The organism is Sodalis sp. RH15, from assembly GCF_047324255.1.
Lineage (GTDB): Bacteria > Pseudomonadota > Gammaproteobacteria > Enterobacterales > Enterobacteriaceae > Acerihabitans > Acerihabitans ligni.
The window spans coordinates 4,502,053-4,514,843 of sequence record NZ_CP178738.1 but is presented as its reverse complement, the minus strand read 5'-3'; the positions used below and the strand labels follow the sequence as shown (position 1 = coordinate 4,514,843).

General features: G+C 56.9%; 8 protein-coding genes. 3 read left to right on the top strand and 5 right to left on the bottom strand.

Annotated elements, in window-relative coordinates:
• Positions 1-3: 3 nt before the first annotated feature.
• From ACL2XO_RS20505 to ACL2XO_RS20495, 3 genes are all read right to left on the bottom strand, one after another.
• On the bottom strand, positions 4-456 hold the full coding sequence (locus ACL2XO_RS20505; RefSeq protein WP_413741398.1) for an N-acetyltransferase family protein: 453 nt from the start codon (positions 454-456) through the stop codon (positions 4-6).
• 132 nt (positions 457-588) lie between these two features.
• On the bottom strand, positions 589-3,747 hold the full coding sequence (locus ACL2XO_RS20500; protein WP_413741397.1) for a beta-galactosidase: 3,159 nt from the start codon (positions 3,745-3,747) through the stop codon (positions 589-591).
• Positions 3,748-3,895: 148 nt separating this feature from the next.
• Positions 3,896-5,515, bottom strand: coding sequence for a malate:quinone oxidoreductase (locus ACL2XO_RS20495; RefSeq protein WP_413741396.1), 1,620 nt, complete (start codon positions 5,513-5,515; stop codon positions 3,896-3,898).
• Between the two features lie 482 nt (positions 5,516-5,997).
• On the opposite strand from ACL2XO_RS20495, the gene ACL2XO_RS20490 reads away from it, so the two are divergent.
• Positions 5,998-7,221 (top strand): MFS transporter, encoded by a 1,224-nt coding sequence (locus ACL2XO_RS20490; RefSeq protein ID WP_413725232.1) that lies wholly within the window; start codon positions 5,998-6,000, stop codon positions 7,219-7,221.
• Positions 7,222-7,300: 79 nt separating this feature from the next.
• Here the strand turns inward: ACL2XO_RS20490 and xseA are convergent, their stop codons facing one another.
• Positions 7,301-8,671, bottom strand: coding sequence for an exodeoxyribonuclease VII large subunit (gene xseA, locus ACL2XO_RS20485; RefSeq protein WP_413725231.1), 1,371 nt, complete (start codon positions 8,669-8,671; stop codon positions 7,301-7,303).
• A gap of 161 nt (positions 8,672-8,832) precedes the next feature.
• On the opposite strand from xseA, the gene guaB reads away from it, so the two are divergent.
• Both guaB and guaA read left to right on the top strand, forming a co-directional pair.
• Entirely contained in the window at positions 8,833-10,296 is a 1,464-nt protein-coding gene (guaB, locus tag ACL2XO_RS20480) for an IMP dehydrogenase (protein ID WP_132926789.1), read from the top strand.
• Positions 10,297-10,456: 160 nt separating this feature from the next.
• Entirely contained in the window at positions 10,457-12,034 is a 1,578-nt protein-coding gene (guaA, locus tag ACL2XO_RS20475; protein ID WP_413741395.1) for a glutamine-hydrolyzing GMP synthase, read from the top strand.
• A gap of 237 nt (positions 12,035-12,271) precedes the next feature.
• Here the strand turns inward: guaA and ACL2XO_RS20470 are convergent, their stop codons facing one another.
• Positions 12,272-12,541, bottom strand: a complete 270-nt coding sequence (locus tag ACL2XO_RS20470) for a hypothetical protein (protein ID WP_413741394.1) — start codon at positions 12,539-12,541, stop codon at positions 12,272-12,274.
• Positions 12,542-12,791: the final 250 nt, after the last annotated feature.

Sequence of the window (12,791 nt, the reverse complement as noted above, 5' to 3'; positions counted from 1 at the left end):
GCGCTAGCGCTGATATTGAATGAAATCAGTCTTCCTGGCTATTTTATCGTACAACGCCATGGCGATTTGATTATTGGTTTGGGTCAGCCAGTAAACGCCGGCCTTGCCGGTTTTATCCGCATGGGCATAGACTTTTTCAATCAATAAATGACCGATTCCCTTGCCGCGCATGCTCTCATCCACATAAAGATCCTGCAGATAAACCACCGGTTCCTGGCACCAACTGCTTTCATGCACGACACAATTCACCAGCCCCACGATCTGGCCCTGGCTTTCCGCCACGAAGGCGAACATGGCCGGATGGCCGCCGTTTACCAGGCGCCGGAAGGTAAAATCGTATAACGCGTCATCGAGGATGGTGGAGTAGAAGCTGAGATAACGACGCCAAAGCTGTTTCCACTTGTCTTTATCTTTAAGCTCGATAGACCGGATAATCGTGACGTTGTTGGCCGGCATGTATAAACCTCTCCGGTTGAAAGCCTGTGCCAGTGGTTCGGACGCTATTGCCATACCGGCAATGGACGTAGAGAGACGGTAGCGACAAACCGGTCTCCATGTCAATCGTTAACCTGTACAAGGGCAGATGCATTAGCCGCCGGTTGCATCCGAACCCTGGCGTGGGGCCTCCTCCCGCCGAAAACGTAAGGTATAGCGGTATTCCCCGTCGTTCAGCAGGTACTTTTCGTGTACGCTCGGACTCCAGGAATCATCGCCGCCCACCCCCATATGTCGGTAGTCCAGGTTCAGCCACATTCCCGGCTCCGGCTCCAGCAGATGCCGGTGCGTGACGCGGGTCAATTGCCCGGTGCCGTAGCGACTGACGGAAAAATGAAAATCCCCACTGATTTGCCACTCCCCAAGTTCCAGCCGGCGGGTAAAACAGCGCAAGCCGTTTTCACTGGGAAAGATATAGGGGGTGTGCATCTGTTCGAAGGGCAGGCGCCACCGGGAAAAACGCGCCCCATCGCACCGGTCCGGATAGTTTTCATGGGGCCCAAGCCCCAGCCAGTCAACCTCCTTCACCACGCCGTTCAACTGGCAGACCGCGCCGACCCGCGGCAGGGGAGGCAGGCTCGGGGACACCGTCACCCGGATGTCGGTTTCCATCTGTCCGCTCTTATCAAGGGTGATATGCCAGACGCTTTGTATTAAAAGACTGTCTTGGCGGAAATAGCCGTGCACGGCGCGGAAAATGACTCGATTCGACAGCTGTTCGGCCTCAATGGACAGGCAGCGGTGTTCAAGATCAAACAGGCCGGCGGCTTTCCAGCGTTCTACCCAGGCGCGGGGATCGATATGGTCCGCTTCGCTGACGCCGATATCATTATCCAGCGGCGCGCGTATGAATTGATCCGTCAGCGGCGCCAGTAAAGCCGGCCGTTCATCGTCAAACCATTGGCTCAGCCAGCCGCTGTTTTTATCCAGCGTCCAGCGCTGCCGCCGGTGGCAGACAACAAATTCGCTTTCTTTTTCATGCAGGCGCGGAACATCGCCCGCCGAGCTATCCGGCGCCGTGAGCGGCAAACGGCCGCAGGCCAGCGGCCATTGCTCCCAGGCGACGCAGTGACCGGCGGGAGACCAGGGCGTTTCGGCCGGCTGCAGGATGCGCACCTGTAAATAGAGCCGTCCCTCGCTGTGCAACGGCGGCAGGCTCTCGGCCAGCGTCAGCGCGGCTGTCTGCCCGGGGGCAAGCCCGAGGGGTAATTCCCCGTGCCGCAGGGGCGTCCCCTCCAGCTCCAGAGACCAGTGTAAAATTTCGTTATCGCTGGGACGGAACAGATACTCGCTCTCCACCTCGATACGTAACGGCTGGGTTTCCAGCAGACGGAACTGAAAAAACTGCTGCTGTTTTTTTACTTCGAACAGTGCCGGATGCGGCGTGCGATCGGGGAAAACTACACCATTGAGGCAGAATTGACGATCGTTGGGCCGGTCGCCGAAATCGCCTCCGTAGGCCCAATAGGTCCGGCCCTGGTTGTCAACGCGCTCAAGGGCCTGATCCGCCCAGTCCCAGATAAATCCGCCCTGCAGGCGGGGATATTGACGAAAAGCCCGCCAATAGTCGGCAAAGTTGCCCAGGCTGTTGCCCATGGCGTGAGCGTATTCGCACAAAATCAGCGGGCGGCGCTCGCCGGGCAGGCTCAGCCATTTTTTTATCGACCATTTGGGTACCGCCGGAAAGGGCTGATCCTCGTCCACCCGCGCATACATCGGGCAGATGATATCCGTGGCCGGGGTATCGGCGCCGCCCCCCTCATACTGCACCGGGCGGCCGGGATCCCTGGACTTGACCCAGTGATAGAGGGCATCGTGGGTTGCGCCGTGGCCTGATTCATTGCCCAGGGACCAGATAATAATGCTGGCGTGGTTGCCGTTGCACTGCACCATGCGGCTTACCCGTTCGCTGAAAGCCGGGAACCAGACCGGGTCGTCCGACAGCCGGTTCATGGGCTCCATCCCGTGTGTTTCAATATTGGCTTCGTCCACCACATACAGGCCGTAGCGATCGCACAGGCGGTACCATAACGGCGTATTGGGATAGTGGGAACAGCGCACCGCGTTGAAGTTATTCTGTTTCATCAGCATGATATCCTGCCGCATGCTCTCGGCATCCATGACCTGTCCCCGGGCCGGGTGATGCTCATGGCGATTAACGCCGCGAATCAGCAGGGGTTTGCCGTTGAGCTGCAACAGCCCGTCTTTGATTTCCACCTGCCGGAACCCCACGTCGTAGGCCTCCACCTCCAGGATAGCGTCCTCGCTGTCCCGTAACGCCACCACCGCCCGGTAAAGATGCGGCGTTTCAGCGCTCCATAAGCGCGGCGCCGCCACGGCAATCCGCATATCCGCGCGTTCCGGATAACGACCCCGTTCATCGATAATCGCGGAACCGAACGGCATACGGTGCTCGGAGATGCGTTCATCCTCCCGCCACAAGGAAACCACGAGGCTGTAACCGCTTAACCCGGCCTCCGGCGGCGCGAGCGCAACGCAGACGTCCAGCACGCCGTCGGTATATAACGCGTCCAGCCGGGTGCGGATGCGGATGTCATGAAACCCCACCGCCGGTTTGTGCAACAGGGATACGGACCGGAAAATGCCGCTCATGCGCCACATATCCTGATCTTCCAGATAGCTGCCGTCGCACCAGCGCAGCACCATGACGCACAGGCGGTTTTGCCCTCTATGCAGGTAGCCGCTGAGATCGAATTCCGCCGGCAGCCGGCTGTCCTGGGAATATCCTACCCACAGCCCGTTGCACCAGAGATAGAACGCCGAATTCACCCCGTTGAAGATAATGCGGGTCCGCCCTTGGTTCAGCCACCCATCGGGTATGGTGATATCGCGGGAATAACAGCCGGTGGGATTGTGCTCAGGCACTCGCGGCGGATCCACTGGAAAGGGGTATTTTACATTGGTGTAGATGGGCAGGTCGTAGCCCGCCATCTGCCAGTTGGAGGGGACGGCTATTCCCCTGGCATCGGGCAAATCCTCCTGCAGCCAGCTCTCCGGTACGGCCTGCGGCTCCTTGAAATAGCTGAAAAACCATTCACCGTCGAGGGTGAGGCGGCTGGGGGAATCCAGATCCCGCCGTGCGTCGTCTTCGTCGCGCCAGCTGTTGAACGGAGGATGCGCGGGCAATCGCCGGTAATGCGTGCTGGCGGGATTTTCCCAGTCCCGCCGGGATAAAACGATGGCCAGAGATGAAAACAAATCTTCCTGGTGCGCCGAACGGGTAGTATTCATGGTATGCCTTCATCGTTTTATCGCGTCGCAACGTGGGACGCTATGCAGATAATAAACAATGTTATAGCAAGATAAACCCTGAATGCTCAAACTCTCGGCGGCGATCGCAATCTGAACCGTACAGCCGCCGGTTAAATCACCGGCCGGTTCAGATGACCTTGGGCAACGCTTCCCATGCCTTGGCCGACGCCTGCTCGGCTTGCGGCCGGTTTTTTGCAAGGTGCAGTTGTAAAACGCGGCTGGTATAGGCATGGATCCGATCGGTCAACTCCCCATCGCCGTTCAGAGACCGGCCATAGGAGGGAATGATCTCTTGCAGCCGGTCGCGCCAGGCCGGCGAAGCCGCCCTGGATTTAAACATGCTGTTCAGCAGTTCCAGCATGATTGGCGCGGCGGTAGACGCCCCCGGCGATGCCCCGAGCAGCGCCGACAGCGATCCGTCTTCCGCGCTGACCATCTCGGTGCCGAACTGCAGAATACCGCCCTTGACCGGGTCTTTTTTGATGATCTGTACCCGCTGGCCGGCATCGATTAATTGCCAGTCCTCCAGCCGGGCCCCGGGATAATAGGCTTGCAATGCCTCCAGGCGTTTGGTATCCGACATCAGTACCTGGCTTATGAGATAGCGCAGCAGATTCAGATTATCCCAGCCGACGCGGAGCATGGGCAGCAGATTATGCCGGTTCAGCGACGAAAACAGATCGAACCACGACCCCTGCTTGAGAAATTTACTGCTGAAGGTGGCATAAGGCCCAAACAAAAGGGAACGTTGCCCGTCCAGCATGCGGGTATCGATATGCGGCACCGACATCGGCGGGGCGCCCACCGAGGCTTTGCCATAAACTTTTGCCTGATGTTGATTGACGATATCGGGCCGGGTGGTCACCAGGAATTTGCCCCCCACCGGAAATCCGGCATAACCCCTTGCCGCCGGAACGCCCGATTTTTGCAGCAGCGTAAGAGCCGCGCCGCCGGCGCCGATAAATACGTGGCGGGCGCGGACGCTGGAGCGTTTGCCGCCATTGTTCAAATCGGCGACGGATATCTCCCAGGTCGCATCCTCCCGGCGCGTTATGTTTACCACCTCATGCTTAAGGTGCAAATCAAATCCGCCCCGTTGCGCCAGCGACGCCAGCATCTGGCGGGTCAGTTCGCCGAAATTGACGTCGGTGCCCATCGCCATCCGGGTAGCCGCCACTTTCTGAAAGGGATCGCGGCCTTCCATAATCGCGGGCGCCCATTGTTTGATGACATGGCTGTCTTCGGTATATTCCATGCCTTTAAACAGGGTGCTTTGCTGTAATGTCTCATAGCGTTTGCGCAGGAAATTCACATCTTCCTCGCCCCAGACAAAACTTATATGCGGGACATTATTAATGAAGGTTTCCGGCGCGCCCACCCGCTGGTTTTTAACCAGATAAGCCCAGAATTGCCGGGAAATTTCAAATGATTCGTTGACGGAAACAGCTTTGGAAATATCAATGGATCCGTCTGCCTGTTCCGGCGTGTAATTCAATTCGCAGTATGCCGCATGGCCGGTGCCGGCATTATTCCAGCCGTCTGAGCTCTCTTGGGCGAGTTTATCCAGGCGCTCGTACAGATGAATAGACCAGTCCGGCTCAAGTTCCCTGATAAGCGTGCCTAGGGTGGCGCTCATGACGCCGCCGCCGATAAGGACAACATCCACCGGGGCGTTGTTCGCAGCCTTTTGCCGTTGGGCAGACGCCAACAGACTCCTGCAAAGGCCCGCGACGAAATGCTCTTTCATGCGCAGTGTCTCTATATATAAAAGTAAGTATACGGCAGGGCAATATTATTGAGGTTGCTTTTGGCCCAATACTGTCTGCTATTCAAACCCGATTCTATTAGTCGGACATCCGCATGTAAACCAAAAAGTGATGTTATCGCCTGGTTAAGATAATTAACGCTTATGCCTGTTATCTGATTGTTTTTAAAGCGTAATATTAAGAATTTAGCAAAATATAACCTTTCATTAACAAATCGTTACTCTCTTTTTATGATGATATAAAAGCGTTTTTAGGATGAATCTGCCGCAGAATATACAATGAGCAACCGTATCGTCTCTAATCCGGAAATAAAGAGCAGCTCGTCTTTTAAGATTTTTTTACCCCGACGGTAGAAGTTGTTTTCATTGGTATTTGATTGGTATTATTTTTGCTTCTAATGGCTATAAATCTCTTATGAATAAGCGGATATTGCCTGAGTATTTTGGCGGTTAAAGGAATTATCATGGTTAATGCCTCGGTGGATATCGCTGACGGTAGTCGCTACTGGCAGCGTAATTTATTTGTTTGTGTTTTCGGCTCCTTTACCACCATTATCGCCATGACGCTATTGCTGCCTTTCCTGCCTTTGTACGTGGAGCAACTGGGGGCAACGGGACATGCGGCCATCAGCCAATGGTCCGGGGTAGCCTATGGCGCCACATTTTTCAGCGCGGCGTTTACCGCGCCGCTGTGGGGCCGCCTGGGAGATCGATACGGGCGTAAATTGATGCTGATCCGGGCGAGCCTCGGGATGGCCGTCGCCATGACGTTGCTGGGCATGGCGCAAAGCGTCTGGCAGCTGGTGGCGCTGCGTTTGCTCGCCGGCTTGCTGGGCGGCTATGCCTCGGGTTCGATGATCCTGGTGGCGACCCAAACGCCGAAAGCCCGCACCGGCTGGGCGCTGGGGATAATGTCATCCGGCATCATGGCCGGTAATTTCGCCGGCCCGCTGATAGGGGGCACTCTGCCGCCGCTGATTGGCATCCGCGGGACGTTTATCGCCGCCGGGGCGGCAATATTCATCGCTTTCCTCGCCACCACTTTTTTATTAAAGGAGGAGCCTGGCGCGGCAAAAAAACGGGCTGCCGAACCGGCGCCCGCCGGCGCGGCGCGCATGAGCAAACCCGTTATCGCCATGCTGATTACCGGTGCGCTGCTGATGATCGCCAATATGTCCATCGAGCCTATCATTACCCTTTACGTGGGGCAGTTGGTGCCCTTTTCACAGGTGACCCTGGTGGCGGGATTCGCCATGTCCGCTGCGGCCCTGGGCAGCATTCTGTCAGCATCCTGGCTGGGCAAGCTGGCCGACCGCAGCGGTCATTGGAATGTGATCATCGGCTGCCTGCTGGCGGCGGCGGTTTTGCTGATTCCCCAGGCATTTGTCAGCCGGGGCTGGCAACTGGTGGTGCTGAGGTTTTTCATGGGACTGGCATTAGGAGGGCTGTTGCCCTGTATCGCCAGCGTCATCCGCCACAACGTGCCGGACAGGATTGCCGGCAAAATCCTGGGGTATTCCACCTCGTCGCAATATGTCGGCCAGGTGGCGGGCCCGCTGCTGGGGGGTGTTGTCGGCGGCCATTTCGGCATGCGGCCGGTATTTCTCGGCACCTGCGTATTGCTGTTTATCGGGGCGTTGTATAACGTTTTTGCCCACTCGGCGGCACGGTCAGCTCCCGAGCGGTAAAGATGTGTCCCGAAGCCGGAACATGCTAATCGCGTCCCTTCCGGCAATCTCCGGGACAATGGCCGGTAGGTGTCGGCGGCTAGCGGTTTTTACCGGCGGTCTTCTTCGACGGCGTAATGCGAACCACCTGGCTATCCACCCAGCCATCCTGCAGACGGGTGGTCAGGGCATCGCCGGGCTGTAACTGCCCGGTGCGTTTAATCAGCGCCCCATCGGCGCCGGTGGTAACGCTGAAACCGCGCGCCAGCGTATTCAGCGGGCTGACGCCTTCCAACCGCGAGCATAACATGCCGAATTTTTGCTGCTGCTGATTCAACCGGCGGGTCATGGCCTGCTGCAACTGATATTGCAGCGCCTGCAATTGCTGCTGCACCCGGCCGATGCGCGGCAGCGGCGATTGCTGGCCCAGCCGCTGCTGCACCCGCTCATGGCGGCGCTGCGCCAGCCGCAGCTGCGCCTGTACGCCGTCGTCCAGCCGGCGGCGCAGTTTGACCAGCGTGGTTTGCTGGCGCGCCAGCCGCAAATGGGGATGCTGCTGCTGCAGGCGGTGCTGCAGGCGGGTAAAAATCTGCTGGCGCTGGGCCAGATAATAATCCATCGCCATTTCCAGCCGCTGCTGCTGCGACTGCAACCGGCGCACCAGCTCCAACTGATTGCGGCTCACCAGCTCCGCCGCCGCCGAGGGGGTAGGCGCACGAAGATCGGCGACAAAATCGGCAATGGTCACATCGGTTTCGTGCCCGACGGCGCTCACCACCGGCAATATGCTGGCAAAAATGGCCCGCGCCACCCGTTCGTCGTTAAAACTCCATAAATCTTCCAGCGAACCGCCGCCGCGGCCGACGATAAGCACATCGCACTCCCGCCGGCGGTTGGCGGTTTCAATGGCCCGGACGATCTGCGCGGGCGCGTCCTGTCCCTGCACCGGCGTTGGGTAGATCACCACCGGCAGCGACGGATCCCGCCGGCGCAGGACGTTCAGAATATCGTGCAGCGCCGCGCCGCTGGCGGAGGTGATGACGCCAACCCGCCGGGACGGGCTGGGCAACGGCTGTTTATGGATCTGATCGAACAGTCCTTCCGCCGATAACCGCTGCTTGAGCTGTTCGAACTGCTGCTGCAGCAAACCGTCGCCGGCCGGCTGCATGCTCTCGGCAATCAGCTGGTAGTCGCCGCGGGGTTCATACAGCGTCAACGAAGCCCGCACCAATACCTGCTGCCCGTTGCGCGGGGCGAAGGTCACCCGCCGGTTGCCGTTGCGGAACATAGCGCAACGCACCTGGGCGCGATCGTCTTTCAGGGTAAAATACCAATGGCCGGAGGCGGGCTGGGAAAAGTTGGATATCTCGCCGGTTAGCCAGATCTGGCCCATCTCGCTTTCCAGCAGTTCACGCACCTGTTGATTCAGGCGGGAAACGGTAAAAATCAGTGACGAGGCGGGTGCAGACATGTGAGCTGGATCAACTTTGTTAAAAAAGACTTAATCGGTTGATATTACTTAACGCTGGCCGGTTATCAAGGTTTTTTTAAAAAAATAGCTGGAGGCAACCGTTTACGTTCTGTATAATGCCACGGCAATATTTTATACATCCACCCTGGTGAGATATTGCTATGTTACGTATCGCAAAAGAAGCCCTGACTTTCGACGATCTCCTCCTTTTACCTGCACATTCCACGGTTCTGCCCAACACAGCCGAGCTGGGAACCCAACTGACCAAAAAAATCCGTCTCAACATTCCGCTGCTCTCCGCGGCCATGGATACCGTTACCGAAGCGCCCCTGGCTATCGCACTGGCCCAAGAGGGCGGTATCGGCTTTATCCATAAAAACATGTCCATCGAGCGCCAGGCCGAAGAAGTCAGCCGGGTGAAAAAACATGAAAGCGGCGTGGTGACCGATCCCAAGACCGTTACCCCGTCAACCACCCTGTCCCAGGTTAAGGAAATGACCGCCCGCAACGGTTTCGCCGGTTATCCGGTGGTCACCGATGACAACGAACTGGTGGGCATCATTACCGGCCGCGATGTGCGGTTCGTCACCGATCTTTCCCAGCCGGTCACCGCGGTCATGACGCCCAAGGAACGCCTGGTGACGGTGAAAGAGGGCGAAGCCCGCGAAGTCGTGCTGCAAAAAATGCACGAGAAGCGTGTAGAAAAAGCGCTGGTAGTGGACGGACAATTCCATTTGCTGGGCATGATCACGGTAAAAGATTTCCAGAAAGCGGAACGCAAGCCCAATGCCTGCAAAGATGAGCACGGCCGGCTGCGCGTAGGCGCGGCGGTGGGCGCGGGCGCGGGTAATGAAGAGCGTATCGACGCGCTGGTGGCCGCCGGTGTCGACGTGCTGCTCATCGATTCCTCCCACGGCCATTCCGAAGGCGTATTGCAGCGCATTCGCGCCACCCGTGAAAAATATCCCGATTTGCAGATTATCGGCGGCAATATCGCCACCGGCGCCGGCGCCATCGCGCTGGTGGAAGCGGGCGTAAGCGCGGTTAAAGTGGGTATCGGGCCGGGGTCCATCTGCACCACCCGTATCGTTACCGGCGTCGGCGTACCGCAAATCACCGCCATATCCGATGCGGTGGAAGCGCTGGAAGGCACCGGTATTCCGGTTATCGCCGACGGCGGCATCCGTTACTCCGGCGATATCGCCAAAGCCATTGCCGCCGGCGCCTCATGCGTCATGGTGGGCTCGCTGCTGGCCGGTACCGAGGAATCCCCCGGCGAAATCGAACTCTACCAGGGCCGTTCGTTTAAATCCTATCGCGGCATGGGATCCCTGGGCGCCATGTCCAAAGGTTCCTCCGACCGCTATTTCCAGACCGACAACGCCGCCGATAAACTTGTGCCGGAAGGCATAGAAGGGCGGGTGGCCTACAAAGGCCGCCTGAAAGAGATAGTGCATCAGCAGATGGGCGGGTTGCGCTCCTGCATGGGACTCACCGGCTGCGCCACCATCGACGAACTGCGCACCAAGGCTGAATTTGTCCGCATCAGCGGCGCCGGCATTCAGGAAAGCCACGTCCACGACGTCGCCATCACCAAAGAATCGCCGAATTACCGCATGGGCTAAACGCGCCGGACGGTGCGCTGCGGGCGGTAATAGTGCATTATCTCCCTGGTGCGCCGCCCGTTGCGTCAGATGGCCGAGGATTGGCCATCCCTGATTTTTTCTTCCCGGCCGCGGCCGGGTGGTGTTGTATTTTGACCACCGCTCTTGGAATACGCCTTCTATGACAGATAATATCCATAAACATCGCATTCTGATCCTGGACTTCGGTTCGCAGTACACGCAACTTATCGCCCGCCGCGTGCGCGAGCTGGGCGTCTATTGCGAACTCTGGGCCTGGGACGTGACAAAAGCGCAAATCCGCGCCTTCGAACCCAGCGGCATTATTCTTTCCGGCGGCCCTGAAAGCACCACCGAACATAACAGTCCGGTTGCGCCGGAGTATGTTTACCAGGCCGGCGTCCCGGTGCTGGGCGTCTGCTATGGCATGCAGACCATGGCCATGCAGCTGGGGGGCCGGGTGGAAGGCTCTCATGAGCGCGAATTCGGCTATGCCCAGGTTGAGGTGTTAAACGACAGCGCCCTGATAAGGGACATCAAGGATTCCCTCAGCGTCAACGGCAAGCCGCTGCTGGATGTCTGGATGAGCCACGGCGACAAGGTCACCGACATCCCGGCGGGGTTCGTCACCGTCGCCAGCACGGAGAGCTGCCGGTTCGCCATCATGGCCGACGAGGAAAAACGGTTCTACGGCGTGCAGTTCCATCCCGAAGTCACCCATACCCGCCAGGGCCAGCGGATCCTGGAACGTTTTATCAAGGATATTTGCCGCTGCGAGGCGTTGTGGACGCCGGACAAGATTATCGAAGATGCCGTCAGCCGCCTACGCCGGCAAATCGGCCACGACCATGTGATTCTGGGATTGTCCGGCGGGGTGGATTCGTCGGTCACCGCCATGCTGCTGCACCGCGCCATCGGCAATCGCCTGAGCTGCGTATTTGTGGATAACGGACTGCTGCGGCTGAACGAGGCCGCCCAGGTATTGGAGATGTTCGGCGAGAAGTATGGCCTGAATATTATCCATGTCCCGGCGGAGGAGCGTTTTCTCAGCGCCCTGTCCGGTATCGCCGATCCGGAAACCAAACGCAAAACCATCGGCCGGGTGTTTGTGGAAGTGTTCGATGAGGAAGCCGGCAAACAGACCGACGTCAAATGGCTGGCCCAGGGCACTATATATCCCGACGTGATTGAATCCGCCGCTTCCGCCACCGGCAAGGCCCATGTCATCAAATCCCACCACAATGTCGGCGGCCTGCCGAAAGAGATGAAGCTGGGGCTGGTGGAACCGCTCAAAGAGCTGTTCAAGGACGAGGTGCGCCGCATAGGCCTTGAGCTAGGACTGCCCTACGATATGCTTTATCGCCACCCGTTCCCTGGTCCGGGCCTCGGCGTGCGGGTGCTCGGTGAGGTGAAAAAAGAATACTGCGACCTTTTGCGCCGCGCCGATGCGATTTTTATCGAAGAGCTGCATAAAGCGGACCTCTACAATAAGGTCAGCCAGGCGTTTACCGTGTTCCTGCCGGTGCGTTCGGTGGGCGTGATGGGCGACGGCCGCAAGTATGACTGGGTGGTCTCCCTGCGCGCGGTGGAAACCATCGATTTTATGACCGCCCATTGGGCGCATCTGCCGTATGAGTTTTTGGGCCGGGTGTCCAATCGGATCATTAATGAAATCGATGGGATTTCACGGGTGGTTTACGATATATCGGGTAAACCGCCGGCGACGATAGAGTGGGAGTGAGTTAATAGCTCTTCGGTTATAAATGGTGTTAATTTGATAAAAAACCCGCTAAATATATGCGGGTTTTTTATTTTGGAAAATAATAATATAAATGATAGCGTGTTTGACTAAATTAACGGCATTTTATTAGGTATAAACCAGTAGATAAATAACAGGTAGGTCATTACCATGGGATCATAAAATAATGTTCCTGTTACTATTGGTATAAAGTCTGAATTAAGGCCTTAAATTATTTCTTCATTGTTCAGAAGGCATTCCACCAGGAATATTGAGCGAAGGGACTTGATGTAGCTGGGTTGGCCTCATCGGCACCTGTGGCATCTGCACATTGACCGGTCCATGATCCATCAGGCCAATAGTGACATTTTGCGCGGCGGCAAGTCCGGCTCCCATTACCGCGCCAGGCGGGCCACCGGTCAACGCACCGCCAAGCGCGCCAAAAGCTATATCGCGCCCGAGGTTGTTCATGATTTTTTGATCGCTGGGTGGAATATTACCATTATTCATAATTTTTATTTACCTTTTCAAGTAAATGAAATATCAATAAGATGATTAGCGAAATAATCAGCGTTATGGCCGTAGAGATAAAATAATCAATAAGGCCATGTAATGTGATATTAACAGTAGTTAAGCTTTCAATCGACAATAAATTTAGAAAATTACCCAAGGGCGAAAGTGCGATAACTATACAATAAGTTCTTTTATTGATGCCATTTTTTTTAATACTGATAATAAGAGCGATAAGTACAAACATTAA